The sequence below is a fragment of the Kitasatospora sp. NBC_01539 genome (assembly GCF_045040525.1).
GTDB lineage: Bacteria > Actinomycetota > Actinomycetes > Streptomycetales > Streptomycetaceae > Kitasatospora.
Genome location: NZ_CP109390.1, coordinates 877,732 through 903,656, shown reverse-complemented (window position 1 = coordinate 903,656; position 25,925 = coordinate 877,732). Strand labels below are relative to the sequence as shown.

Below are 25,925 nucleotides of genomic sequence, written 5' to 3'. Positions count from 1 at the left end.
CGGACGTGACGCACGCCGCGCGCCGGGCCGCGGACGGCGGCGGATATCGTCTGGACATGAATGCCGTCGAACCATTCGCGAACGCGCCCGTCCCCACCACCTCTTCCATGCGTCGCGCGTTGCGCCGGGCCCGTGACGGGGTCGCGCTCGACCGCGCCGAGGCGGCGGTGCTGCTGCAGGCGCGCGGTGACGATCTGAGCGACCTGTGCGGCTCGGCGGCGCGGGTACGGGACGCGGGACTGGCCGAGGCCGGACGGCCGGGTGTGGTCACGTACTCCCGCAAGGTGTTCATCCCGCTGACACGTCTGTGCCGGGACCGCTGCCACTACTGCACGTTCGTCACCGTGCCGGGCAAGCTGCGGCGGGCCGGGGAGGGCATGTTCCTGTCGCCGGACGAGGTGCTGGACATCGCCCGCGCCGGTGCGGCGCAGGGCTGCAAGGAGGCGTTGTTCACGCTCGGCGACCGGCCCGAGGACCGCTGGCCGGAGGCCCGCGAGTGGCTGGACGCGCACGGCTACGACGACACCCTCTCGTACGTACGGGCCATGGCCGTGCGGGTGTTGGAGGAGACCGGCCTGCTGCCGCACCTCAACCCGGGCGTGCTGTCGTGGACGGACCTGCAGCGGCTGAAGCCCGTCGCGCCGTCGATGGGGATGATGCTGGAGACCACCGCGGAGCGGCTCTGGTCCGACCCGTCCGGGCCGCACCACGGCTCGCCCGACAAGGAACCCGCCGTCCGGCTGCGGGTGCTGGAGGACGCGGGCCGTTCGTCGGTGCCGTTCACCACCGGTGTGCTGATCGGCATCGGCGAGTCCTTCGGGGAGCGGGCCGACGCGCTGTTCGAGATCCGGCGGGTGGCACGGGAGTTCAGGGGCGTGCAGGAGGTCATCGTGCAGAACTTCCGTGCCAAGCCCGACACCGCGATGCGCGGCATGCCCGACGCCGAACTGGAGGAGCTCGCGGCGGCCATCGCGGTCGCCCGGCTCGTGCTCGGCCCGTCGGTACGGCTCCAGGCGCCGCCCAACCTCGTGGACGGCGAGTACGCGCTGATGATCGGCGCGGGCATCGACGACTGGGGTGGGGTCTCGCCCCTGACGCCGGACCACGTCAACCCGGAACGCCCCTGGCCGCACATCGACGACCTGGCCGCCCGGACGGCCGCCGCAGGCTTCACGCTGCGCGAACGCCTCACCATCTACCCGGAGTACGTGCGCCGCGGCGAACCGTGGCTCGACCCCCGGCTGCTGCCGCACGTCGCGGCGCTCGCCGACCCGGAGACCGGGCTGGCCCGCGAGGGGGTGCTGCCGGTCGGGCTGCCGTGGCAGGAGCCCGAGGAGCCGCAGACCGGTTCGGGCCGCACCGAGCTCTTCCGCACCATCGACACCGACGGCCGCACCGGCGACCGCCGGGCCGACTTCGAGGAGGTGTACGGCGACTGGGAGGTGCTCCGCGAGCGCGTGGGGAACGCGGTGCCGGAACGGCTGCCGACGGGCGTGCGGGCCGCGCTCGCCGTCGCGGCGGACGCCCCGGAGAAACTGACGGACGATCAGGCACTCGCGCTGTTCGGCGCGGAGGGCCCGGCGCTCGACGCGCTGTGCGCGATCGCCGACGCGGTGCGCCGCGACACCGTCGGCGACACCGTGACCTACTGCGTCACCCGGAACATCAACTTCACCAACGTCTGCTACACCGGCTGCCGGTTCTGCGCGTTCGCGCAGCGCCGCACCGACGCCGACGCCTACACGCTCTCGCTGGAGCAGGTCGCCGAACGCGCCGCGCAGGCCTGGGAGGTGGGCGCGACCGAGGTCTGCATGCAGGGCGGCATCCACCCCGACCTCCCCGGCACCGCCTACTTCGACATCGCGCGGGCGGTGAAGGAACGGGTCCCCGGGATCCACGTGCACGCCTTCTCGCCGATGGAGGTCGTCAACGGCGCCACCCGCACCGGCCTGTCGATCCGCGACTGGCTGCAGCGGGCCAAGGAGTCCGGCCTCGACAGCATCCCCGGCACGGCCGCGGAGATCCTCGACGACGACGTCCGCTGGGTGCTCACCAAGGGCAAACTCCCCGCCTCCGCCTGGGTCGACGTCGTGACCACCGCGCACGAGCTGGGCATCCGCTCCTCCTCGACCATGATGTACGGCCACGTCGACACCCCCCGCCACTGGCTCGGACACCTGCGGCTGCTCGCGGAGATCCAGCAGCGGACCGGCGGCTTCACGGAGTTCGTGACCCTGCCCTTCGTGCACACCAACGCCCCGGTCTACCTCGCGGGCGTCGCCCGGCCCGGGCCCACGGCCCGCGACAACCGGGCGGTGGTCGCGATGGCGAGGCTGCTGCTGCACCCGCACATCCCCAACATCCAGACCTCGTGGGTCAAGCTCGGCGCCGACGGCGCCGCGGACATGCTCCGCTCGGGCGCCAACGACCTCGGCGGCACCCTGATGGAGGAGACCATCTCCCGCATGGCCGGCTCCTCGTACGGAAGTTACAAGTCCGTCCGCGACCTGGAGGCGATCGCGGAGGCCGCCGGGCGGCCGGCCCGGCAGCGCACCACGACCTACGGCGAGGTGCCGGCCGAACGCCGCGCCGCCGCCCTGGCGTCGGACGGCCACCTGCCGGAACTGCTCCCCGTCCTGGACTGAACGCCTGCGGCCGCAGGTCTGTTACAGGACCGCGCGGCGGCCGTTACACGGACGGCGGTGGACCGTGAGGAGGGCTTCCTAGCGTGGTGCCACCAGCCCCCGTTCACCGGAACGGGGGTGGTGAGCAGTTCGGAGGAAGTCCCATGTCACGCACCTCGTCCGTGCGCCGTTCCGCACGGTACGCACTGGTCGTCGCCGGAGTGGCCGGAGCCGTCGTGCTGTCCGGCGGGGCGGCGATGGCCGACGGCCCGTCGGCCTCCCCGGCCCCCGTGACCCGCACCCCCGCGGCCAGTGCCGCGCCCACCGCCCCGACCAGCGCCCCGCCCGCCACGAAGATCCCGGCCAGCCCCGTCCCGTCCGTCACGGCGCCCGGCGCCGCGCCTGCGCGGCCCGTGCCCCGCGGCGGCGCCCAGACCGGCGAGGCGGAGCGCGGCGGGTCGCCGACGGCCGTGCTGCTCGGCGGGGCGGTGGCCCTGGCCGGGGTGGCCGGCGTCGGCACCGCCGTCGTCCGCCGCCGTGCCGGCGCCCGCGGCTAGCCGGAACCGGCGCGGCCGGCGCCCCTCGTGGGTGCCGGCCGCGTCGGTCGGCGCGCTGGCCCTCGTCCTCGGCCTCGGGACGGTCGCGCTCGGCGAGGCCCCGGACCGCACCCCGGTCCGGATCACCGGCACCGACAACGGCACCGGCAACGGCGCGGACCCGGCCCGCGCCGCGGCCCCGCCGGACCCGGCCGCCACCCCCCGGCCCGGACTCCCGGCCTCGCCGCCGGTGCGCCTGCTGATCCCCCGGATCGGCGTGGACGCGGAAGTCGGCTCCGTCGGCCTGAACACCGACGGCACCGTCGAGGTGCCACCGCTGGACCGGCCCGCCCTGGTCGGCTGGTACCGCGACGGTGCCGCGCCGGGCAGCCGCGGCCCGGCCGTCCTGCTCGGCCACTACGACACCCGCAAGGGCCCCGCGGTGTTCCACCGCATCCCGGAGCTGCACCCCGGCGACCGCATCGACGTCGTCCGCCGGGACGGCCGCACCGTCTCCTACCGGGTGCGGTCGAGCGGGCAGTTCAGGAAGACGGCGTTCCCCACCGAGCTGGTGTACGGGGACACCCCCGACCCGCAGCTCAGGCTGATCACCTGCGGGGGCACGCTGGGCGGCGACGGGCACTACAGCGACAACATCGTCGTGCTGGCGGACCTGGCCGGGACGGTGTGAGCGGGCGGCGGGCGAGCGCCCGCCGCCCGTGGTGCAGACTGACAGCCGACCCCGCCAAGCCGCTGACCCACCACCCTGCCGACCCGCCAGACCGCCGACCCCGCCAGACCGCCGACCCCGCCGCCCTGCCGACCCGCCACCCCTGCCGCCCCTCCGGTGCGGCCGACCGAAAGGCCCCGCTCCGCGTGAGGACACGGACCCGCCCCACCGCCCTCGCGCGGTACACGGCCCGCACCGCCGCGGCCGTCGCCGCCGCCCTCGCCACCGCCGTGCTGCTCACCGGCTGCGGCACCCCCGGCCCGCTGCACGACGCCGGCCCCGCCCGGCCGATCGCCGCGCACCCGAGCCCGCTGGCGCTGTGGCCGGCCGCCGCCACGTCCGCCCAGGCCACCCCGCAGCCCACGGCGGACCGGCCGCCGCCGGAGCCGCTGCCCTCCCTCACCGCCCCGGCCGGGGGCCTCGGCGCGCTCGGCGCGCCCGCCGTCCTCGCGCACGACCCCGGGCTCACCGACCTCGAACACCGTGCGCTGAGCGGCAGTTGCACCGGCTGCACGGTCCAGCCCGCCCAGTACCGCGACCTCAGCGGCGACGGCCGCCCCGAACTCATCACCGCCGTGGTCATGCCCGACCGCGACTCCGGCGAGGGCCAGGCCGTCCTCCACGTCTACACCGAACGCGGCGGCGGCATCGTGCCCGTGCTGTCGGTCACGGCCCTCGCCGGCTTCACCGCCGACACCGTCGGCCGCGACCTCGTCGTCCACGAGCCGACCGGGCCGCTCGCCCGGACCAGCAGCACCTACCGCTGGAACGCGGTCCGGATGGCGTTCGCCGACCGCCGGATCACCTCCACCGGCCCCGACGACGGCGCACCCGCCTGCCCCACCGCCGTTCCGGAGCCGCGGCCGGCCGCCCCGGCCGGGAAGACCGCCGCACCCAGCGCCCGGCCCGCCGCCGGCCCCGGCGCGACGGAGCCGCCCGGCCGCGCGGAGTCCTCCGTCCTCGTCGTGCCGACCGCGACGGGGCGCCGATGACCGCCGCGCCCCCGCCGATGCCGCGCATCCTGCTCGTCGAGGACGACGAGGTGATCCGCGAAGCCACCCAGATGGCCCTCGAACGCTACGGCTTCCCCGTCGACACCGCCGCCGACGGACTGGAGGGCCTGGAGGCCTTCCGCACCCGGCAGCCCGACCTGATGCTGATCGACGTCATGCTCCCCCTCCTCGACGGGGTCGGCCTGTGCCGCCGCGTCCGGGAGGAGAGCCCGCTGCCGGTCCTCATGATGTCGGCGCGCACCGAACCCGTCGACGTCGTCTCCGGGCTGGAGGCCGGCGCGGACGACTACGTGGTCAAGCCGTTCGAGATCGCCGTGCTGGTGGCCAGGATCCGCACCGTCCTGCGCCGCACCGGGCCCGCCGCCGGGCCCGCCCCGGACACCGCGTCCGCCGCCGGGCAGCCCCACCGGTCCGCGGTGCGGGTGATCGACGACCTGGAGGTCGACACCGACGCCATGGAGGTCCGGGTGGCCGGCCTGCCGGTGCCGCTCACCCCGACGGAGCTCCGGCTCCTGCTGGAGTTCACCGCCGCACCCGGCGTCCTGATGGAGCGTCAGACCCTGCTCTCCCGCGTGTGGGACTACGCCTGGGACGCGGACAGCCGCGTCGTGGACGTCCACGTGCAGCGCCTCCGCGCCAAGATCGGCACCGGCCGGATCGAGACCGTCCGGGGATTCGGCTACCGCCTGCGGCGCGTCCCGTGACGCTCCGCCGCCAGATCGCGGCCGTCATCGCCCTCGTGTCGTGCCTCGTCGCCCTCACCGTCGCCCTCCTGGTCCACCGGGCCTCCGTGCGCCAGCACACCGACCAGGCCCGCACCTCCGCCGAGGCCGCCCTCGACGCGGCCCTCACCGGCTACGACCGCACCGGCGAACTCGTCGGAGGCTGGCACGCGGCGCTGGACGACCCGGCCGTCCCCGCCGACCTGCGCGCCCTCGCGGAGCGCGGCCGACAGGGATCCACCCTCGGCCCCGGCCCGGACGGCACCGCCCTGTGGGCCGCGGCCCGCGCGGACGGCCACACCGTCTCCGTCCGGATCGACTTCGCCGGGGACGAGCGGGCCGTCGCCGAACTCGACCGCGCCGTGCAGATCGCCGCCGCGCTGTCCGTCGCCGTCACCGTGCTCGCCGGCGTCCTCGCCGCCGACCGGATCAGCGCACGGCTGCGCACCGCGGCCCGCACCGCCCGCACCATCGCGGGCGGCGACCTCGACGCCCGGATCGGCCCGCTCGGCCGCCCCCGCGACGAGGTCGCCGAACTGGCCGCCGCCGTCGACTCCATGGCCGCCGCGCTACGGCGCAGACTGGAGGGCGAGCAGCGCTTCACCGCGGACGTCGCCCATGAGCTGCGCACCCCGCTGACCGGTCTCCTCACCGCCTCCGAACTCCTGCCGGACGGCCGTCCCACCGAGCTGGTGCGCGACCGGGTCCGCGCGCTGCGCGACCTCACCGAGGACCTGCTGGAGGTCTCCCGCCTGGACGCGCGCGCGGACCCGCCCGACCTCGCCGACCTTCCGCTGGCCCCGCTGGTGGCCCGGACGGCGGCGGCCGCCGCGCGGCCGGTCGCGGTCGACGTCACGGTGGACGCGGTGGTGACCACCGACCCGCGCCGCCTCGACCGGGTGCTGGCCAACCTCGTGGCCAACGCCCACCGGCACGGCCTGCCGCCGGTCGCGGTGCGGGTGGACGGGCCGGTCGTCACCGTCCGCGACCACGGGCCGGGGTACCCGGAGGGGATCCTGCAGGACGGCCCGCAGCGCTTCCGTACCGGTGCGCGGGAACGCGGCCGCGGGCACGGGCTGGGCCTGACCATCGCCCAGGGCCACGCGGAGTCCCTCGGCATCGACCTGGTGCTGCGCAACCATCCCGACGGCGGGGCGGTCGCCGAACTCCGGCTGCCGGAGCCGCGGTCGGACCGCATGCCGCGCTGACCGGGGTACCGCGCCGACCGGGGGCCGGACTGCCGCGCTGACCGGACCGCCGTCCGCCGGGAACGCCGCGGGCCCCCGCGGCCGTGGGTGGGAGTACCACGGTCGCGGGGGCCCGGTCCGTCCGGTGCCGGACTGCGGGGTGTCCCGGCGGCCGTGGCGGCCGGGACGGTGGTGCCGGTGCCGGTGCCGGTGCCGGTGCTAGGGGTTCGGCGTCCCGGTGATCACGAACTGGGATCCGGGCTCGATCAGCACGTTGCCCTGGGCCGAGTTGGTGATGGTGACGTTGGTCAGCGTGGCGGAGCCGCGGGCGCCGCCGTGGGCGAGGATGCCCGATCCGTTGAGGGACCGGTCGATGCGGACGTTGCTGACCTGGACGTTCGGCATGGAGCCGCCGCCGGTCTTGAACTGGATGCCGTCGTAGGTGGAGTCGTAGATGTCGGTGTCGCGGATGGTGACGCCGGTGATGTCCTGCGAGGAGGCGAACAGGGTGATGGCCCCGAACTCCTGCTGCTCGCCCCAGAAGGCGCCGCCCGTGCGGTACAGGGCGTTGTTGGCGATGAGCGTCTGCCCGGAGAAGGGCAGCGGGTCGTGGTCGGTCGCCAGCATGATGCCCGGGTAGTTCATCGTGTCGGAGACGATGTTGTTCTCGATGGTGTTGCCGTAACCGCCGTACACCGCGATGCCGTTGGCGCGCCACGGCAGCTGGATCGTGTTGTTGCGGAAGTGGTTGTCGTGACCGATGTCGACCGACTGGTCCTTCACGGCCTTGTTGGACCAGACGGCGAGCGAGTCGTCGCCGGTGGTGCGGAAGGAGGAGTTGAAGACGGTCGAGTTGCGCGTGCTGTTGGCGAAGTTGATGCCGTCGGCGTAGGTGTCGCGGATGCGCATGCCGGTGAACTCGAGGCCGTCGGCCGGGCCCCAGAGCGCGGGGATGTTGTCGTAGTCGCGGCCGACCCAGACGGCGACGTTGGCGTGCTCGATCCAGACGTTGCTGATCTTCGTGTTCTTGCCGAACCGGCCGTTGAGGCCGACACCGCCCTCGGCGTTGCCGTCACCGCCGCGGATCGTGCCCGAGCCGAAGATCGCGATGTCGGAGATCTGGGTGTTGTCGTCGATGTCGAAGCCGAAGTTGCCCTCGTGCGGGTGGTTGATGCCGCCCGCGTCCTGCGGCGCGGTCAGCGTGTAGAGCTGGGTGTGCCACATGCCCGCGCCGCGGATCGTCACGTCGCGGATGCCGACCTGGTTGAACTGGCCGCGGTTCAGCGGGTCGTCGGTCAGGATCTTCTGCTCCTGCCGCCACTGGCCGGCGGGGATCCACACGCAGCCGATCTCGCCCTTCTGGTCGGCCGTCACGGCCCGCTGGATGGCGTCCGTGTCGTCGAGGCCGTCGTTGGGCACGGCGCCGTACGCGGTGATCGAGGTGCAGCCGGCCGGCTGGGAGAGCGCCGGGGCGACCTGCTCCAGGTCGACGAGGTCGATGATGTAGAAGGCGGCGCTGTCACCGGCGTCCCGCTGGAGGCGGAACTTCGTGCCCGCCGGGTACGACTGCGGCAGCAGGGCGTTGGACTCGTCGAACAGCCGACGGGCGTCGCCGCCCGGCGTGTTGGTGAGGCCCTCGGGGCTGTCGGTGCTGCCGTACAGCCAGCTGTGCTTGGAGGACAGCGTCAGCTTCCGGTTGAAGGTGCCGTTGACGTAGAGGCTGATCGTCGCCGACTGGCCGCCGCCGTTCGCGGCGTCCGGGATCGAGTTGCGCACGACGATCGAGTTGGCGGCGTTGGTGGAGGTGAACTCCACGTACTGGCCGGAGGAGTTGAGCTGCACCGACCGGCGGCCGGACGACTCGGTCGCGAAGTTGGTGTGGCCGAACGTGCGCTTCTGGTCCGACTGCAGCAGGACACCGTTGTACTGGGCGTCCTCCGCCTCGTACTCGGTGTACGGCAGCGCGGCACCGCGGCCGACGACGACCGAGCGGGCGAACACGTTGTTGTTCTCGTTGGTCTCGGCGACGACGCCGGTCGCGTCCGCGGTGGCGGTGAGCGTGGCGCCACCGCTGGCGGCGGTCCAGGTGCCGGTGATCGGCACCTGGGCGGTCGCACCGGCGGCGATGGCGCCCGTGGTGCCGTTCAGCGTGGTGGTGCCCACGACCAGGCGGGTGACCGAACCGGCGGCGACACCGGTGGTGCCGCGGTTCTGCACGGCCACGGTGAAGCCGACGGACGCCCCCACGGCCGGGGAGGCCGGGTTGGTGGCGATGCCGGTGACCGTCAGGTCGGGGCCGGGACTCTGGGAGACGGCGAGCTTCGCGGAGCCCGTCCGGCTGTTGTTGGAGTTGTCCTGCTCGGTGACGGTGTCGGTGGGGTCGACGACCGCGGAGACGGTGTAGCTGCCCATCGGGCGCTTGCCGACGGCGACCGCGACGGTCGTCGAGGCGCCGGCGGCCAGGGCGCCCACGGAGGCCGAGCCGGCGACGACGCCTTCGAGGCTGACGTTGACGGTCGTCGCCGGGGAGGCGGCGGTGCCGGCGTTGCGCACCGTCGCGTTGACGGTGACGTCGTCCGCCTCGGTCGGGGCGGTGGGCGACCACACGAGGTCGGTGACGGTGAGATCCGGGTTGGGGGCCGCGGACCCGATCACCTGGAGCTCGGCGACCTGCGCGCCGGGCGCACCGGTGTTGGAGAAGAACGTGAGCCGGACGTCGGCGTAGCGGCCGGTCGCCGGGATCGTCACGGTGTTCTGGCCGCCCGGGCTGAACACGTAGTCGGCCCGTGCGCGCAGCGAGGTGAAGGCGGTCGCGGACTGCTCCCGGCCCTCGACCTGGATCGCCTGCGTCCTGGCACCCCAGGCGGGGTCGGGGTTGAGCTTGACGACCACGCCCTCGACGTCGGCGTTGGAGCCGAGCTTCACGGTGAGCGTCGACGGGAACCCTGCGGACTCCCAGTACGTGCTGACGCTGTCGTCGACGGCGTTGGCCGCGGTGTAGGTCTGCGTGGTCGACGAGGCCTCGATCGGCTTGTTGCGCGCCAGGTTCGAGCCGTTGACCGGCGGGTCGACCGGGCCCCCGCCGCCGCCCGTGCCGTAGATCTCCACCTCGGAGAGCTGGGCGGCGTTCCAGCCGGTGTTGCCGGTCACCTGGATCCGGACGTACCGGACGGTGGAGGCGGTGAACGGCAGGCTGACGGTGTTGGTGGCGGCCGGGTCGAACGTGCGGGCGGCCGACCCGGCGAGGGTGCCGAAGGTGCTGCCGTCGGTGCTGCCGAGCACGCTGAGCGTCTCGTTGCGGGCTCCCCACGAGGACGGCAGCTTCAGGGCCACCTCGTTGACGGCGACGCTGCTGCCGAGGTCGACCTGCAGCCACTGCGGGAACGCGCCCGTGGGGCTCTCCCAGTAGGACGCCTGGCTGCCGTCGGTGACGTTGCCGGCCGGGTAGCCGCCGTTGGCCCCGCTGGCGGTGACGGGCTTACCGAGAGCGAGGTTGGGTCCCTGCGCCGCGGCGGCGTTCGCGGGTACCAGTCCCACCGCGAGCAGTCCGGCGACCACCGTGCCGGCGATCAGCCGCCAGCCCTGGTGTTTCCAACTCATCAGATCCTCTTGTTCGTGATCGGGGGCATCCGGACGCGGTTCGGCGCCCGCAGCCCGACGGCGCACGGGGCGACGGGGGAGCGGGGCAGTCGGGGCGCGTACCGGTTGCGCCGAGGACGGTGGCGGGTCTCGCCGGCCGCCTGACACGGATGTGGCGAGGATCGGCAGTCCATGTGAAAGTCTTTTGCATGACTTGGTCGATCTTTTGCACTGCCGAGCTGGAATGTTTCTACGGGGTGACGACTTTGTCAACGGTCCTGACCTGACAGGTACTTGGCGGCGGCGGTCCGCGCCGCTGACGGCCCGTCGGACCCGCCCCACGTCGGCGGTGGTCCGGCGCGGGGGGACAGGGCTCCCGACCTGCACGTACGGCAGGCGGGCAGGGCGACCGGGGCGGTGACGGCGGGCACGGGGACCGCCGCGGCGCGGGCCGTCGGCGGATCGGACGCGGTTCCGGGGGAGTTGGCCCGGCGACGGGGCCGGGGCGGCCGGGCGCCAGGGCGGCCGCACCGCCCGCTGCAGGGGCCCTACGGGTCGTGTCCGGACTGTTCATCGGCACTCGATGACGTACCCGACCGGTGGACGTGACCGCACCGGCCCGGCCGAACCGCGGCCCCGCGGAAGGTGGCACGCGGGGACACACGGGGACACACGTGACTCCCGCACCGCGCGGGGGTCTTCACCGCGCGGGAGTCTTCACCGCGCGGGGACGGAGCCGCCGTGCCCGGGGAGATCCCCGGGCACGGGCGGGAGGATCAGCTCTCGACGACGCCGGAAGCGCCGACCTCGATGGTGGCCGAGGTGGCGCCGGACTGCGAACCGAGCGACTCGATCTTCTGGACGAGGTCGCTGCCCTCGACGACCTCGCCGAAGACGACGTGCTTGCCGTCGAGCCACGAGGTGACGACGGTGGTGATGAAGAACTGCGAGCCGTTGGTGTTGCGGCCCGCGTTCGCCATCGACAGCAGGAACGGGCGGTCGTGCTTCAGCTGGAAGTTCTCGTCCTTGAACTTCTCGCCGTAGATGCTCTTGCCGCCCGTGCCGTTGCGGCGGGTGAAGTCGCCGCCCTGAAGCATGAAGCCGGGGATGACGCGGTGGAAGGGCGAGCCGGCGTAGCCGAAGCCGTGCTGGCCGGTGGCGAGCTCGCGGAAGTTCCGGGCGGTGTCGGGTACGACGTCGTCGAAGAGCTTGAAGACGATGCGACCGGCGGCCTCGCCGTTGATGGTGATGTCGAAGTAGACGTTGTTCATGACCCCCATCCTGTCACTTCCGGCGGCCCGGGCCGAACCCGGGAGGGCGCGGGCCGACGCACGGCGGACCCTCCGACGGCGCGGTGTGCGGCGCCGCTCACGCCGCCGCCGGGCGTCGCGCCAGGTACTTGCCGGTTTCCCAGAGCACCAGCAGCACCACGGCGGCGAGCAGCGCCCAGCCGAACTGCTGGACGGTCAGCCGGGTGGTGCCCAGGATGTGGCGGAGTGCGTCCGTCTGGGTCACCAGTACGGCCAGCACGAACTCGCCGAGGGCTGCCCGGTTCATCTGCTTGCTGTCGAAGGTCGTCGGCGTCAGCGCGGACGCGGTGTCGCTGCGGCACTCGAACGCGGCCACGATCAGGCAGAGCGCGAACGCCGTGAACGCGATCGAGTTGCCCACCGGGGCACTGTCGTAGCGCCACTCGCCCAGCTTGATCAGCCCGATCAGGAGGGCCGTCACGACGATCCCGCTCAGCGCGACCGTGGTCACGACCGGCCTCGTCAGGACGGACTCGCCGCGCGGGCGCGGAGTGCGCCGCATGAGGCCCGGGCTCTCCTGGTCGAAGCCGAGCGCGAAGCCGAACGGCGCGTTCACCACGAAGTGGATCCACAGCACCTGCGGCGGCGTGAAGGGCTCGCCGGCCGCGATGTTGAGAATCGTCGCGCCGAGGAACGTCAGCACGAACGTGACCAGCAGCAGCAGGACGAACCGGATGTACTTGGTGAGGTTGTCGTAGAGCTTCCGGCCCTCCGCCACGGCGTAGACGATCGTGGCGAAGTTGTCGTCCGAGAGGACCATCCGGGCGGCGTTCTTCGCGACGTCCGTGCCGCTGCCCATGGCGATGCCGATGTCGGCGGCCTTGATGGCGGGCGCGTCGTTGACACCGTCGCCGGTCATCGCCACGACCTCGCCCTTCTTCTTCAGCGTCGCCGCGAGGAGCACCTTGTGCTCGGGCGCGACCCGGCCGACCACGCCGATGCCGTCGATCCGGGCCAGCTGCTCGGCCTCCGACATGGCCGCGAAGTCGGCGCCGAGCACGGCCTCCCCCGGGATGCCGAGCTGACGGGCGATGGCCTCGCCGGTCGTGACGTCGTCGCCGGTCACCATCCGGACCCGGATGTTCGCCGCCTGCGCGCTCTCCACCGCGGCCTTCGACTCCGCCCGCGGCGGGTCGACCATGCCGACCAGGCTGGTCATCCGCAGGTCGGTGACCAGGGCGAGCAGGTCGCCGTCCGGGTCGAACACGGCCGGATCCAGGTCCCGGAAGGCCGCGGCCATCACCCGGCGGCCCTCCCCGCCCATCCGCTCGCTCTGCTCTGCGGCGCGCCGGCTCGGCTCGCCCTCCCACGGCACGGCCGCTCCCGCGGCGAGCGCGGTCGTCGCCCGGGCCGTCACCGCGGGGGCCGCACCCTTGACGAAGCAGCGCACCACCGGGCGGCCCGCGTCGTCCACGGCGGAGTTGAAGGTGGCCATCAGCTTGTAGTCGGGGTCGAACGGCAGGGTGGCCAGGCGTGGGAACCGCTCGCGGGTGCCCTCGATGTCCAGGCCGGCCTTGTGGCAGAGCACCAGCAGCGCCCCCTCGGTGGGATCGCCGACGACCCGGCCGTCCACCAGTTTCGTGTCGCTCGCGATCAGGTACGGCAGCACCGCGTCCTCGATGCCGCCCGCGGTGCCCGCCGCGTGGTGGACCTTGCCCTCCAGGCCGTAGCCGGTGCCGGAGACGGTGTACCGGTCCGTGGGGCTCAGCACCTCCACGACGGTCACCTGGTTCATCGTCAGGGTGCCGGTCTTGTCGGAGTTGATCGCCGAGGTGAACCCCAGCGTCTCGACCGACGGCAGCTCCTTGACGATCGCGTTCCGCTTCGCCAGGTTGAGGCTGCCGAACGAGAGGATCACCTGCGTGACGGTGGGCAGCGCCTCCGGGATGGCCGCGATGGCCAGCGACACCGCGCTGACGAACAGGGCGTCCCAGGCCTGTCCGCGGGACCGGCCGAGGACGAACATCACGACCATGGTCAGTCCGGCCGCCCCGGCGATCCACAGGGTCAGGGTGTTGAGCTCGCGGGTGAGCGGCGACTCCTCCTTCTCGGTGGCCGACAGCATCCCCGCGATCCGGCCCAGCTCGGTGCCGGAGCCGGTGGCGGTGACGACCAGCACCGCGCTGCCGTGGGTGACCGGCGTGTTCATGAACGCCATGTTCGACTGGTCGCCGGGTCCCGCATCCGCAACGGTCAGCGTGGCGGTGTCCTTCGCGGCCGGGACGCTCTCCCCGGTCAGCGCCGACTCGTCGATCTGCAGGGCGCTCGCTGCGACGATCCGCCCGTCCGCGGGCACCTGGTCACCGGCGGCGACCAGCACCACGTCGCCCACCACCAGCTGCTCCGCCGGGATCTCCGACTCGACGCCGTCGCGCCGCACCCGGGCGGTCGCCTTCATCATCGACCTGAGCGCGTTCATCGCGCTCTCCGCCTTGCCCTCCTGACGCAGCCCGACCACCGCGTTGAGCAGGGTCAGGAGGACGAGCAGGATCCCGGTGCTCCACTGCCCGATCGCCATCGACACCACGGCCGCGGCCACCAGGATGATCTGCATGTAGCTGCGGTACTGCTCCAGGAAGCGCCGCCAGCCCGGCGGCGGCTCCTCCTCCGGCAGCACGTTCGGCCCGTCCGCCGCCAGCAGCTCGGCGGCCCGCACGGCGGGCAGCCCGACGGCCGGGTCGACACCCAGCCGCGCGGCGACGTCCTCCGGGGTCCGCGTGCACCACGCCTCCCGGGCGGGCCGTCCACCCGCCGGATCCGGCTCCGCCGTCATCCCGGTACCTCCGCCGTCCGTCACCGGCGTCGCCGGCTCTCCGGGTGGCCGGCCGCGTACGGGTCGGCCGCGGCGCCCACGGGCGCCTGCTTCTCGAGTTCGCGCCGGGCGGCCCGCAGTTCCTTGCGCGCCCGCTCGTCCACCGTCGGGTACTGCGGGTCGATCGTCATCAGCGTGCGGGCCAGGATCGCCGCGGCGCCGATCCGCGCGAACCACTTGCGGTCCGCGGGCACGACGTACCACGGCGCCCAGGCGGTGCTGGTCGCCGACAGCATCTCGGAGAACGCCTCCCGGTAGTCGTCCCAGCGGCGCCGTTCGCGGATGTCGGCCGCGGAGAACTTCCAGTTCTTCTCCGGCAGGTCGAGCCGCTTCATGAAGCGGGTGCGCTGCTCCTCCTGCGACAGGTTCAGGAAGATCTTGACCACCGCGAACCCGTTGTCGGTGAGGTGGCGCTCCCAGTCGTTGATCTCCCGGTACCGGCGCTCCCAGATCCCGGGCCCCCGGCTCTCCGGGGGCAGCCGCTGCCGGTCGAGGTTCTCGGGGTGCACCCGCACCACCAGCACCTCCTCGTAGTGCGAGCGGTTGAAGATCCCGATCTCGCCGCGGGCCGGCACCCGGCAGGCGTACCGCCACAGGTAGTCGTGGTCGAGCTCCTCGGCGGAGGGCACCTTGAAACTGCTGACGTGGACGCCCTGCGGGTTCACCCCGCTCATCACGTGACGGATCGTCCCGTCCTTGCCGCCGGCGTCGATGGCCTGGAGGCAGAGCAGCACCCCGTGGGTGTTCTGCGCGGCCAGCCGGGCCTGGTACTCGGCGAGCAGCGAGACGCCGGTCTGCAGGAGTTCGGCGCTGTCGCGCTTCCTCAGGTCGCCCCGGTACCGGGGGTCGAAATCCCGCTCCAGGTCGACCTCGGAGCCGGGCTCCACGCGCAGCGGCCGGATGAACTTCTCCAGCCGCTTGGCCCGCTTGTCCGCCATCGCCGACCACGTCCTCTCGCACTGCACCGCGGCGCGCCCGGACACCCGGGAACGGCGCCGACCGCAGGCCGCCCGGGGCCGGGGCGGGGCCCGCCCCGACGGCCGGGTGGTACCCGCTACGGTCCGCCCGGCCGGCACGGCCGTCAAACGGACCGGGAGGCCGGCAGGTCCGCCGAAGCGCCGGCGCGGCCCGCGGAACGCCCCCTGAGGGCCCGTCGCCGCCGGGTGACGATCCGGGTCCGGCACCCGAACAGCCCAGTCCGCGGAAACCGCGCCGGACTCCGTCCCGGGAGCGGGCGTCATGACCCGGGAAGGCCCGGAGGTGCGGGGCGGCACCGCCGCCGGGAGGCCGTGCCGCCCGGCTCGGCACCGCCCCGACGGTGCCACCGCCGCCGCGCGCGCCCCGGGCGGCGGGCGGCCGCCGGGCGGCCGCCGGGGATGGCTCCTACGGTGAGCGAAGTGTCCGGCGCCTACGGACGGGCCCTAGCGGTCCCGGGCGCCGGCAGCCTGCTACCAGGAGGTCGTTCGACATGTCCACCGCATCTGACACCCCTGTCCTGGACACCCTCGCCGCCATGACCATCGACTCGATCGAGCGGTGCGGGCTGTCCCCGGACATGCTCATCCTGACCCGGATCGCCGCGCTCGCCGCCTCGGACGCCCCGCCGATCTCCTACCTTGCCCACATCGACCCCGCCCTCCGCGCCGGCCTGACCTCCGCGCAGCTGCAGGACGTCCTGGTGGCCGTGGCCCCCATCGTCGGCACCGCGCGGGTCATGACGGCCGCCGGCAACATCGCCTCCGCACTCGGCATCGCGATCGCCGTCGCCGACGCGGAGATCGAGGCCGAGGCCGAAGCCCAGGGCTGACACCCGCCCGGCCCCGTCGCGGGCACGGGCAGGCTCCACGGCACGCGGTGGCGGCCGGAGGCTCCGGGAGGAGCCTCCGGCCGCCACGTGCCGTGCCGGCCCCGACGGACGCAGGCGGCGGTCGGGGCGACCGGTGCGGTCAGTGCCCCAGGGCCCGGGCGAGCTGCTGCTTGTTCATCGTGGAGCGGCCCCTGACGTTGCGTTGCCTGGCCTCGTTGTAGAGCTGCTCGTAGGTCGGCCCCTGCGCCCCGGAGTGCGAGCGCAGGCCGCCCCGGCGGCCGGAGGAGATGTCCTCGACCGAGCTGCGGCTCGCGGTCCGCGACTCGCCGTGCCGGGCCCGCTCCTTGTTGACCGTCCGGGCGGCGATCTCCTCCGCCCGCTGCTCGCTCTCGCCCCGGCCGAGGGCGCTGTCCCTGATGTGCTCGTACTGCCGTTCCCGCTTCGCACTCGATCCGCGTGGCATGACGGCTCCTCCTTCCGTGCAGGCCGTGCAGGTTCCTCCGGCGCTACGACGCCCGGCGCGATCCCGTTCCGTCGCCGGTGTTCCCCGGGGTGCGGGGCGCCGACCCGTCGTCCGGCCGGGGCGTCCGCCAGGGACGGTCCCCGGGGCCGGTACCGGCAGCCCCGGGCACCGGCACCGGTGGCGGCTCCTTGCTCCTGCGGCGCTGGCCTGCCACGAACGCCGTGATCAGGAAGGCGGTGACCGCCACTCCGGCGGCCACCGCCAGGGCGAGCTCGAATCCCGACATCGACTCCACTCCTTCCGTCCCGGATCGGATCCGGCGGGCCCGGCCGGGAATCTCCCGCTGCCGGGCGCACGACCGCGTCTACCCGCACGCGCGGTCCGGACACCGGCCGGAGCGGTACCGGGACGGACGGGTCGGGCGGGGGTGATGGAGCGGCGAAGCGGCGGGACTGCGGGACTGCGGGGCTGTGGGGCGGGGTGGGACGGGCGTACAGAACCGTGCCCGGCGGCCGCGCCCGGCTCAGGACGGCGGCGGTCGGCCGGACCCGCCCGCGGCGCCCCGCGGACCGGTCACCGGGATCTCGGCCCAGACGGTCTTCCCGCCCGGGAGCGGCATCGTGCCCCAGTGGTCGGTGAGCGCACCGATGATGTGCAGGCCGCGCCCGCCGGTACGGGACGCGCCGTGATGCCGGTACGGCACCGGACGGGCGGTGCTCCGGTCGGTCACGGTGATCCGCAGCAGACCGTGGCGGTGGTCCAGGTCGAGGCACCGCGGGCCGGCCGCGTGCTCGATGGCGTTCGTGACCAGCTCCGCGGTCACCAGGACCGCGTCGTGCGCGGTGGTGCTCTCCGCCTCCGAGGCCGGGGGCAGGTGCCACTCGGCCAGCGTCTCCCGGACGAAGTCGAGAGCGGCAGGCAGGTGCTGGGGCCCGGCACGCTGCGGAAAGCTGAGGCTGCGGTGCAGCGGGGCCGTGGCGACGGGACTGTTCATGGCGTTCCCCGGGCGGCCGACGACGGTGATCTCCCCCAGAGGGCCTTCCCGCCCTGCGGGCCTCCCACACGACACGGACGGAATTCGTCGAGGTCGCGGGGGGAGGTTGCAGGGGGCGGGGGAGGCCGCGGGGGAGGCCGCGGGGGAGGAGCGACCGCGCGCACCGCCGCCCCCGTACGCGGGCCTCCCCTGCGCGGAGGCCCGCGGCGACGTAGCGTCGCCGGAGGGCGCCGCACGGGCGGCGCCGTGGGACCGGCACCCGGAGGTGGGCGGATGGGCGGACCGGCCCAGGGCACCGCGGGTCCCGCCGCGGACGGCGCCGACCCCGGCCGCGGTGACGGCCTGCTCGGCGCGGTGCTGGCCACCGCCCTGGAGGCCTCGCACCAGGCCGCACCGCAGGACCTTCCCGGGCTGGTGGCCGCGTGGGGCCGGGCGCTCGGCCTGACCGGCGCCGAGGTGTTCCTCGCGGACCTCCAGCAGCGGCTGCTGGTGCCCCTGCCGGCCCCGGAACTGCGCGTGCCGGCGGAGGCCATGGACGTGGACGGCACCCTCGCCGGCCGCGCCTACCGCACCGAGCACACCCGGATCGCTCCCGGTCCGCCCCCGGCGGCCTGGATCCCGCTGATCGACGGCATCGAGCGCATCGGCGTGCTCCGCGTCGGCTTCACCGGGCCTGCCGGGGCGCCGGCCGGCGTGCTGATGGAGCGCGCCCGCGCGCTGGCGTCCCTCGTGACGCTGATCCTGGTCTCCAAGGGCACCTTCGGCGACGTGATCGTCCGTACCGTCCGCACCCGCCCGATGACCCTGCAGGCCGAACTGCTGTGGGCGTTCGTGCCGCCCCGCACCATCGGCACCCGGCACGTCACCTCCAGCGCGGTACTCGAACCCGCCTACGACGTGGCCGGTGACGCCTTCGACCACAGCCTGGCCGGCGACACGCTCCACCTGGCCGTCGTCGACGCCATGGGACACGACCTCGCCTCCGGCGGTGCCAGCGCCGCCGCCCTCGCCGCCTGCCGCTCCACCCGGCGGGCGGACGGCTCGCTCGCCGACATCGCCGAGGCGATCGACACCACCCTCGCCCGCTGGATCCCCGACCGGCTGCTCACCGCCGTCCTCGCGGACCTCGACACCGCCACCGGCCGACTCACCTGGGTCAACTGCGGCCACCCGCCGCCGCTGCTGATCAGGGAGGGCCGCGTCGTCCCCGCCGCGCTGGAACGCGCCGCCCACCTGCCGCTCGGCATCGGCGAGCACCGGCGCGCGCCCGTCCACCGGGCACGGCTCCAGCCCGGCGACCGGGTCCTGATCCACACCGACGGCGTCACCGAGGCCCGGTCCGCCGGCGGAGACCTCTTCGGCGAGCAGCGCCTCGTCGACAGCATCGTCCGGACGACCGCGGCGGGCGATCCCGCCCCCGAGGCGCTGCGCCGCCTCGTGCACGCCCTCCTCACCCACCGCGACCACCGGCTGCGGGACGACGCGACCGTCCTCCTCGTCGAGTGGCACCCCGACCGTGAGCCGTGAGCCGTGAGCCGTGAGCCGTGAGCCGTGCCTCGCCGGCAGGGCGGTGCGGCACGGTGCGGTGCATCGGCGCCGCGGAACCGTACGTCGCCCTGCGGGCGATCCGGCCGGCGGAGCGCAGGGGCCGACCCGCCGAGGGGTGAACCCCGCGGTCAGCGCCGGGAGGTGCGGCCCGTCGGCGGGGCGATGCGGACCCGCTTCGCGACGGGTGCGCTCTCGATGTCGTCGAGCTGCGCACGGATCGTGCTGCGCAGGTCGTCGTCGTCCTCGAAGACGTGGTCGTTGAACAGCGTGTAGCCCGTCCACATGAGGTTGGCGCAGACCCGCGCCGGCACCCGGCCGGTCCGGGCGCCCATGCCGACCAGGGCCACCGACCCGATGCTGCCCGGCACCTGCCGGTTCTGCCGGTGGATCGCCTGGAACGCGGCGGCGCACGCCAGGGCCACGTTCAGGGTCTCGCTGACGTTCTGCGAGGACTCCTGCATCGTCGGGGCCGAGATCAGGAACCTCGGCGTCACGGCTCCGGACGGGACGCACACGGCGCTTCCCACCGGGAGCCGTCCCGCGTACCGGTCGCGGATCGCCCGCTGCACCCGCAGCTGGATGCCCGCCCCGAGATGCCGCTTGACGACCGCGTCGACCCCGCCGTCCATCCGGCCACGGGAGTTGGTCGGGCTGACCCAGGCGTCGACGTCCTGGTCGAGGATGGAACCCCGGCGGATCTCGATGCCGGGAGTGTCGGCGAACGCCGCCCGCCACGCCTCCACCACCGGCGCGTCGATGTCGGTCAGCACGACCCTGAGCGGCGGCTGCACGCGGTCTTCGGTCATGGTCCACTCCGATCGGGAAACTGTCTCCTTGCCGATCACGAAGCTATCGGTGCCCGCTGACAGGACGTCCGCCGTCGGGTGGGCCCGTTCCCTGGGAGGGCCGTCCGGTCGGCCGGCCCGGGCCGCGGGTTGTCACACGCGGCCGGTATTCCTGTGGGTACCGCCGGACGATCGGCCGCCCGGCGGTCATGCCCTTCCCCGTACGGTTCGACATCTCGGAGCCCCTCCACCATGAGCGATGCCAGCACCCCCGCCACCCCCGACCCGAACGACCCGCTCGCGCTCGCGGAACTCTTCGCGGGCGGCGGCGAACCGTGGCTCCCGCTGCTGAAGCCGGTCATCGAGGCGCAGCCGGACGCGGCCTCGTTCATCGGCCCCGGCCGAGGCCCGTCGGTCGTCCCGGTGCGCGAGTTGACGTTCCAGGCGCTCAAGCCCCATGCGCCGCACCGGTGGAAGGTCGTCGTCTTCGGCCAGAACCCGTATCCGCGGCCGGAGAGCGCCACCGGCATCGCGATGTTCGACAACACCTTCCACGACTGGAAGGACAGCCAGTTCGGCAGGGTCGTCAGCATCCGCTGCATCATCAAGGCGGCGGCGATGTGGAAGTACGGCATCCCCAGGAAGACCCCGATCGCCGAGGTGCGTGCGCTGCTGAGGAAGCAGGACACCGTGCAGCCGCCGGAGTGGTTCCAGGCGATGCTGACGCAGGGCGTGCTGCTGCTCAACGCGGCCCTCACCGCCGACAGCGACGGGGCGGTGGGGCCCGACCGGCACACCGCGTTCTGGCGGCCGGTCGCCGAGCGGATCGTCGAGGAGATCCTCAGGGCCAAGCAGGACGCCGGGGAGGAGGACCGCGGTGTCGTCTTCGCCTGGTGGGGTGCGCACGCACGCAGCCTGAAGGCGGTCGTCCTCCGGCTCCAGAAGAAGTACCCCGACGTCGAGGTCCGGCACATCGACCACCCCAACCCCGCGGCGCAGGGCGACGTCTTCTGCGAGGGCGACCACTTCGGGACGGTCAACGCGGCCCTCGCCTCGCTGGGCGCCGACGAGATCGACTGGCTGCCGAGCACGGGGTGGAACGCGCGCGCGGCGGAGAGCGGCGGTGCGGGCGACGGGACCGCCGAACGGATGGGCGCGTTCATCGCGTCCACCATGGAGTTGCACCAGCTCTACCTCGAACGGCTCGCGAGCGTCAAGGACGAGGGACTCGTCCTCCCACCGATCACCGGCGTGTTCGACACCGCGCTCATGGACTTCCGCGCCGCCGTCTCGCCGGTCGCCGACCTGCTGCCCGGTCTGGGCCGACACGTCGACCGCTCGTACGAGTTCGGCAAGCGGCGCGCGGACGAGACGCCCGGCGGCCTGTCCGCCGACGCGATCTCCGCCCTCTACCTCTACACCTGCGAGTCCGCGTTCTACCGGGAGATCAACGCCGTCCTGCGCTCCCCGGACCGGACCAGGGTCGTCCCCTACCTCCCGTACCTGCGGCTGCTGTTCGCGGCGGTGTCGCAGCTCCCCGCCCGGACGGAGCCGCTGTGGCGCGGGGTGTCGCTGGACCTGCGGGCGCAGTACCCGCTCGGGCGGACGGTCACCTGGTGGGGCGTGTCCTCGTGCACGTCCGAGCCCGGTGTGGCCCGGTCGTTCCTCGGCAGCCGCGGCCGGCGGACGTTCTTCGAGGTGCGTCCCCTCCGGGCCACGGGCATCCGGAACTTCTCCGCGTTCACCGGCGAGGAGGAGTTCATCCTGCTGCCCGGCACGCAGCTGAAGGTGACGGACGTCAGGAGCGAGCGCGGCGGTCTGTGCACCGTGACGCTGACGGAGGTGGAGGAGCAGGCGGTCGTGTCCTGAGCGGGTGCCGGTCGGGCCGGTGAGGCCTTGTCGGGCGGCCTGCCGCGCCGACGCCCCGGACGGCCGCCCGCATGCACGCGGGCGGCCGTCCGGGGTGTCACGGCCGGTGTGGCTAGTGCCAGTTGCTGATCTGGACGTCGTGGGGCGAGGGCTCGCCCCTGCCGGTCTCGACCAGCTTCTTGAGGCTCATCAGGTAGATCGCCCACTTGGTGCTGCAGTGGTGCATGAACTCCACCGGCTCCCGCCAGCCCTCGTGCCGGAACAGGACGATCGTGTAGTCGTCCTCCTGCTTGAGCTCGAAGGCGACCTGCGTGCCGATCCACTCCTCGGGGCCCTCGACGACCTCCCAGAGCACGCGCTCCGAGGGCTCGGTCTCCAGCACCTTCATGTCGAACCCGCCGGGCAGGAAGCGGAATCGGACGATGCCTCCGGGGCTCGCGTCACCTTCCGTGTCCTCCGTCCACCAGCCCGCCAGGCCTTCGACGGTCGTCAGGGCCGCGTAGACGTCCTCGGGGGACGATGTGATGCCGATCCTGTGCAGGATGTCCACCATCTCGGTACCTCTCCCTGGTGCAGGCGCCCGCAGGCGGGCGCGGTTCGCCGGCGCCACCACGGTGGTGGCGACGTTCTGTTCGGTCTGTCTGTGTGTCTGTGGGGCGTTCGTGACGTGCGGGGTGCGGGGTCAGCCCTCCTGGCGGCGCTGGATCGCCTCGGCGATCCGCTTGATGCGGTGCAGCCGGGCGTCCCAGGCGGCTCCGACCGCGGACAGCTGGGCGACCGCACGGGCGAGTTGGGCCTCGTCGACCTCGTAACGGCGCTCGCGGCCGGACGGTGTGCCGTGGACCAGCCCCACCCGGTCGAGGACGCCGAGGTGTTTGGCGACCGCCTGCCGGGTGACCGGCAGTTGCTCGCTCAGCGTGGTCGCCGTCCCGCCGCCGCCGGTCAGCAGCAGGTCGAGCATCCGCCGTCGTATGGGATCGCCCACCGCGGACCAGAGTTCGTCGTCGACGGTGACGCTCACGGCGTCGACACCAGCCGGGCGACGTACGTGACGAGGCGGGGCAGGAAGTAGTCCCAGCCGTTGACGTGGTCGCGGTACTGCTCCTCCAGGACGGCGGCCTCCCAGCCCTTCTCCCGGAACCCCGTCTCGGTGAAGCGCAGCAGCGTGCCCGCGCCGGACGGGACCAGGTCGAAGATGACCAGGAGCGAGTTGGCCGGGGTCGCGGCCTCGTCCCGGTCGTAGACCCACCGGAAGGAGAACCGCCGGGGAGGATCGGCCTCGACCACGGTGAGCGGCACGACCGTCGCGTCCGGTGCGGACCGGTCTCCGAAGGTGACGACCCCGGTGGCACCGGGCACGGGCTTCAGCTCCGCCTCGTCCGGCCACCACTCCTGGAGGTGTTCGGGGGCGCTGACCACCTCGTAGACCACCTCGGGCGTGGCGTCGATGTGGATCTCCCGCTCGATGCTGCCGTACTCCATCGTGCCCCTCCGTCCTCTCGCAACCTTTGGTTGCGTATTACGGTAGACCGCTCCGCGGCCATGTGCAACCTTTGGTTGCTCAAGGGGTGGGCCGGATCGGCGGCCGGGGCGGACGCGCCGGGGCGACGGCGCAGGTGGAGGCCGCCGCGGGCGCCTGCCGGGTGCTGTCGAGCCCCACCCTCGGCACTGCGGCGGGGCGGGTGCCGGGCGGGCGCGTTCCTACCGGCCGGGGCGCGGCTGCAGTGCGTCGACGACGAGGTCGAGCAGCCGTGCGGTCCGCCCGGTGGCGCCGTCGGCGGCCGTCGACAGTGCGACCCCGAGCAGCATCGCGGTGACGTCCGCGGGGTCGACGTCGCCGCGGAGCGAGCCCGTCTTCGCGCCCGCCGCGAGGATCGTCGCGATCTCGGTGGTGATCCGCTCCCTGGTGGGCGGCGTGATCCGCCCCGCGGCCCAGCCGGTGCGGAGGGTGTCGATCATCCCGTGCTTCGCCGCGGCGAAGCGGGCGTACCGGCCCATCCACGCGCGCAGCGCCTCCTCGGGCGGGAGTTCTGCGAGCAGGCCGGGTGCGCTGGTGGTGACCTCGGTGAGTTCGACGGCGTAGACCGCCTCGACGAGCGCCTCGCGGGTGGGGAAGTGGCGGTACAGGGTGCCGATGCCGACCCCGGCCTCGCGGGCGATGTTCTCCAGCGGGACGGTGTCGTCGGCGGCGGCGAAGGAGGCCCGTGCGACGGCGACGAGCCTGTCGCGGTTGCGTCGCGCGTCGGCGCGCAGCGGGCGTTCGGCGGGGGAGGGTGCGCCGCCGGGGGTGCGGTCGGGGGTGTGGTCGAGAGCGCAGTCGGGGGCGCCTGCGGGGGTCGGGTCCGGGAGATTCAAAACGGAGGCACCTCCGGTAGTGCTACAGTCGAAAGACGGAGGCTCCTCCGCTTCCCTCATCCTCCCACACGGCAGGAGATCTGCGATGCCCACCGACACCCGCTCCCCCCACACCACGGCCACCGGCGCCCCGCGCCCCGGAGGCCCCGGCCTCCTCGGCGACCGCACCGTCTCCCGCGTCGGCTACGGCGCGATGCAGCTCGCCCGCCTGCGCGACGACCGCGGCGCGGCCGTCGCGCTCGTCCGCCGCGCGGTCGAGCTCGGCGTCGACCACATCGACACCGCCCAGTTCTACGGCGGCGGCCTCGTCAACGACCTCCTCCGCGAGGCGCTGCGCCCCGAGGACGACGTCCTCGTCGTGAGCAAGGTCGGCGCGGAGCCCGACCCGGTCGGCCCCCACCCGTTCCGCCCCGCGCAGCGCCCCGAGCAGCTGCGCGCAGGCGTCGAGGACAACCTCCGCGGCCTCGGCGTCGACCGGATCCCGGTCGTGAACCTCCGCCGCATCGACACCGGCCCCGGCCTGCGCGCCGAGGGCGACCAGGCGGTGGACCTCGACGACCAGCTCGCGGTCATGACCGCGATGCGCGACGAGGGCAAGATCGGCGCGATCGGCCTGAGCAGCGTGACCCTCGACGGGCTGCGCCGAGCGCTGCCCGCAGGCATCGTGTGCGTGCAGAACGCCTACAGCCTCGTCGCCCGCGACGACGAGGACATGCTCCGACTGTGCGCCGCCGAAGGCATCGCCTGGGTGCCGTACTTCCCCCTCGGCAGCGCCGTACCCAGCCTGCCGAAGGTGACCGACGAGTCGGCCGTCCGCGCCGCGGCGGAATCCCTGGGCTGCACGCCGTCGCAGGTCGGGCTCGCCTGGCTGCTCCGGCACGACCCGAACCTCCTCCTCATCCCCGGCACCGTGACCCCCGACCACCTGGAAGCGAACGTCGCCGCCGGCACGGTCACCCTCGACGACGCGACGCTCGCCGCGCTCGACGCCGTCCCGTCGCGTCCGGCGGTCATCGCCCGCGGCTGACCCGCCGGGGCGCGCCCGTCACGCGACCCGGGCCGTCGGGCCGCACCGCCGAACCTCCACCGAAGCGAGGCCGACATGACCCTGAATGCTGCCGAACGCCGCCGTACGAGCGAGGAGTTGGCGCAGAACCTCGCACTGTCCGGCCTGACGCCGCAGCAGGTGGCCCAGGACCTTCACCTCACGCCCCGGCAACTGCAGGCCGCACTCGACCTCGACCCCGCCGCCGGTCCGGTCGACGTGTGGTACCTGCGCGACCACCTCGAACAGGCGGTCCGTGACGCCGGCCGCGAGCCCGTCGCCCACACCGTCCTGACCGGGGAGGCCCGCCTCCTCGCCACCCGGTGGTTCCCGCTGCGCGAAGCACCCCGCCGCCCGCCCGCCGCGTCCTGACGCCCGGGCGGTCCTGACCCCACGCGCCCTGACCCCACGCGTCCCGACGCGGGGCCGTCCTGGGCCCGCACCATCCGGACCCACCATCCGGACCCCACCATCCGTCCTGACCCCGCCTCGTCCTGACCCCGGGCCGGGCGGCGCCCCCGTCGCGGCCGCGCCGGGTCCGCCCGG

The 25,925-nt window shown here is 74.0% G+C and carries 23 protein-coding genes; 11 read left to right on the top strand and 12 right to left on the bottom strand.

Annotated features, from left to right (window positions below; genetic code table 11):
* Window positions 1-56 precede the first annotated feature (56 nt).
* The 6 genes from OG335_RS03870 (at window position 57) to OG335_RS03845 (ending at window position 6,833) form a co-directional block, all read left to right on the top strand.
* The gene (locus OG335_RS03870; RefSeq protein ID WP_405009554.1) at window positions 57-2,645 is read left to right on the top strand and encodes a bifunctional FO biosynthesis protein CofGH; all 2,589 of its coding nucleotides are present in this window, start codon (window positions 57-59) and stop codon (window positions 2,643-2,645) included.
* Window positions 2,646-2,788: 143 nt separating this feature from the next.
* On the top strand, window positions 2,789-3,181 hold the full coding sequence (locus OG335_RS03865) for a hypothetical protein (protein ID WP_405009553.1): 393 nt from the start codon (window positions 2,789-2,791) through the stop codon (window positions 3,179-3,181).
* Between the two features lie 31 nt (window positions 3,182-3,212).
* Complete coding sequence (locus tag OG335_RS03860) at window positions 3,213-3,851, top strand: class F sortase (RefSeq protein ID WP_405009552.1); 639 nt, start codon at window positions 3,213-3,215, stop codon at window positions 3,849-3,851.
* A gap of 185 nt (window positions 3,852-4,036) precedes the next feature.
* Window positions 4,037-4,882 carry a hypothetical protein gene (locus tag OG335_RS03855; protein WP_405009551.1) on the top strand — a complete coding sequence of 282 codons (846 nt, stop codon included), beginning with the start codon at window positions 4,037-4,039 and terminating at the stop codon, window positions 4,880-4,882.
* Complete coding sequence (gene cseB / locus OG335_RS03850) at window positions 4,879-5,607, top strand: two-component system response regulator CseB (RefSeq protein WP_405009550.1); 729 nt, start codon at window positions 4,879-4,881, stop codon at window positions 5,605-5,607. The genes OG335_RS03855 and cseB overlap by 4 nt, the downstream gene beginning before the upstream one ends.
* A complete protein-coding gene (locus OG335_RS03845) occupies window positions 5,604-6,833 on the top strand; it encodes a sensor histidine kinase (protein ID WP_405009549.1) in 1,230 nt (409 codons plus the stop codon). The genes cseB and OG335_RS03845 overlap by 4 nt, the downstream gene beginning before the upstream one ends.
* 198 nt (window positions 6,834-7,031) lie before the next feature.
* Here the strand turns inward: OG335_RS03845 and OG335_RS03840 are convergent, their stop codons facing one another.
* The 4 genes from OG335_RS03840 to OG335_RS03825 all read right to left on the bottom strand — a co-directional run bounded on the left by OG335_RS03840 (window position 7,032) and on the right by OG335_RS03825 (window position 15,451).
* The gene (locus tag OG335_RS03840; protein WP_405009548.1) at window positions 7,032-10,412 is read right to left on the bottom strand and encodes a CARDB domain-containing protein; all 3,381 of its coding nucleotides are present in this window, start codon (window positions 10,410-10,412) and stop codon (window positions 7,032-7,034) included.
* A gap of 755 nt (window positions 10,413-11,167) precedes the next feature.
* The gene (locus tag OG335_RS03835) at window positions 11,168-11,662 is read right to left on the bottom strand and encodes a peptidylprolyl isomerase (protein ID WP_405009547.1); all 495 of its coding nucleotides are present in this window, start codon (window positions 11,660-11,662) and stop codon (window positions 11,168-11,170) included.
* Between the two features lie 97 nt (window positions 11,663-11,759).
* On the bottom strand, window positions 11,760-14,474 hold the full coding sequence (locus OG335_RS03830) for a cation-translocating P-type ATPase (RefSeq protein WP_405009546.1): 2,715 nt from the start codon (window positions 14,472-14,474) through the stop codon (window positions 11,760-11,762).
* A 20-nt stretch (window positions 14,475-14,494) separates the two neighbouring features.
* Window positions 14,495-15,451 (bottom strand): polyphosphate kinase 2 family protein, encoded by a 957-nt coding sequence (locus OG335_RS03825; RefSeq protein WP_405009545.1) that lies wholly within the window; start codon window positions 15,449-15,451, stop codon window positions 14,495-14,497.
* A 530-nt stretch (window positions 15,452-15,981) separates the two neighbouring features.
* Between OG335_RS03825 and OG335_RS03820 the strand changes: the two genes are divergently transcribed.
* Window positions 15,982-16,320, top strand: coding sequence for a carboxymuconolactone decarboxylase family protein (locus tag OG335_RS03820; protein WP_405009544.1), 339 nt, complete (start codon window positions 15,982-15,984; stop codon window positions 16,318-16,320).
* A 139-nt stretch (window positions 16,321-16,459) separates the two neighbouring features.
* On the opposite strand, the gene OG335_RS03815 is transcribed toward OG335_RS03820, so the two are convergent.
* From OG335_RS03815 to OG335_RS03805, 3 genes are all read right to left on the bottom strand, one after another.
* The gene (locus OG335_RS03815) at window positions 16,460-16,783 is read right to left on the bottom strand and encodes a plasmid stabilization protein (RefSeq protein WP_405009543.1); all 324 of its coding nucleotides are present in this window, start codon (window positions 16,781-16,783) and stop codon (window positions 16,460-16,462) included.
* Between the two features lie 43 nt (window positions 16,784-16,826).
* Complete coding sequence (locus OG335_RS03810) at window positions 16,827-17,069, bottom strand: hypothetical protein (RefSeq protein WP_405009542.1); 243 nt, start codon at window positions 17,067-17,069, stop codon at window positions 16,827-16,829.
* Window positions 17,070-17,306: 237 nt separating this feature from the next.
* Window positions 17,307-17,777: an ATP-binding protein gene (locus tag OG335_RS03805; RefSeq protein ID WP_405009541.1), complete on the bottom strand. Its 471-nt coding sequence runs from the start codon at window positions 17,775-17,777 to the stop codon at window positions 17,307-17,309.
* A gap of 273 nt (window positions 17,778-18,050) precedes the next feature.
* On the opposite strand from OG335_RS03805, the gene OG335_RS03800 reads away from it, so the two are divergent.
* Window positions 18,051-19,304 carry a PP2C family protein-serine/threonine phosphatase gene (locus OG335_RS03800; protein ID WP_405009540.1) on the top strand — a complete coding sequence of 418 codons (1,254 nt, stop codon included), beginning with the start codon at window positions 18,051-18,053 and terminating at the stop codon, window positions 19,302-19,304.
* Window positions 19,305-19,453: 149 nt separating this feature from the next.
* On the opposite strand, the gene OG335_RS03795 is transcribed toward OG335_RS03800, so the two are convergent.
* Window positions 19,454-20,131 (bottom strand): macro domain-containing protein, encoded by a 678-nt coding sequence (locus tag OG335_RS03795; protein ID WP_405009539.1) that lies wholly within the window; start codon window positions 20,129-20,131, stop codon window positions 19,454-19,456.
* 231 nt (window positions 20,132-20,362) lie between these two features.
* Here OG335_RS03795 and OG335_RS03790 point away from each other — a divergent pair, with 231 nt between their 5' ends.
* Window positions 20,363-21,979: an ADP-ribosyltransferase domain-containing protein gene (locus tag OG335_RS03790; RefSeq protein WP_405009538.1), complete on the top strand. Its 1,617-nt coding sequence runs from the start codon at window positions 20,363-20,365 to the stop codon at window positions 21,977-21,979.
* 112 nt (window positions 21,980-22,091) lie between these two features.
* Here the strand turns inward: OG335_RS03790 and OG335_RS03785 are convergent, their stop codons facing one another.
* The 4 genes from OG335_RS03785 to OG335_RS03770 form a co-directional block, all read right to left on the bottom strand.
* A complete protein-coding gene (locus tag OG335_RS03785) occupies window positions 22,092-22,532 on the bottom strand; it encodes an SRPBCC domain-containing protein (RefSeq protein ID WP_405009537.1) in 441 nt (146 codons plus the stop codon).
* Between the two features lie 129 nt (window positions 22,533-22,661).
* Window positions 22,662-23,000, bottom strand: a complete 339-nt coding sequence (locus OG335_RS03780; RefSeq protein WP_405009536.1) for an ArsR/SmtB family transcription factor — start codon at window positions 22,998-23,000, stop codon at window positions 22,662-22,664.
* A complete protein-coding gene (locus OG335_RS03775; RefSeq protein WP_405009535.1) occupies window positions 22,997-23,461 on the bottom strand; it encodes an SRPBCC family protein in 465 nt (154 codons plus the stop codon). The genes OG335_RS03780 and OG335_RS03775 overlap by 4 nt, the downstream gene beginning before the upstream one ends.
* A gap of 219 nt (window positions 23,462-23,680) precedes the next feature.
* Complete coding sequence (locus OG335_RS03770) at window positions 23,681-24,334, bottom strand: TetR/AcrR family transcriptional regulator (protein ID WP_405009534.1); 654 nt, start codon at window positions 24,332-24,334, stop codon at window positions 23,681-23,683.
* 85 nt (window positions 24,335-24,419) lie between these two features.
* Here OG335_RS03770 and OG335_RS03765 point away from each other — a divergent pair, with 85 nt between their 5' ends.
* Both OG335_RS03765 and OG335_RS03760 read left to right on the top strand, forming a co-directional pair.
* Entirely contained in the window at window positions 24,420-25,361 is a 942-nt protein-coding gene (locus OG335_RS03765; protein ID WP_405009533.1) for an aldo/keto reductase, read from the top strand.
* 75 nt (window positions 25,362-25,436) lie between these two features.
* Window positions 25,437-25,751: a DUF2316 family protein gene (locus OG335_RS03760; RefSeq protein WP_405009532.1), complete on the top strand. Its 315-nt coding sequence runs from the start codon at window positions 25,437-25,439 to the stop codon at window positions 25,749-25,751.
* The last annotated feature ends 174 nt before the right edge of the window (window positions 25,752-25,925 follow it).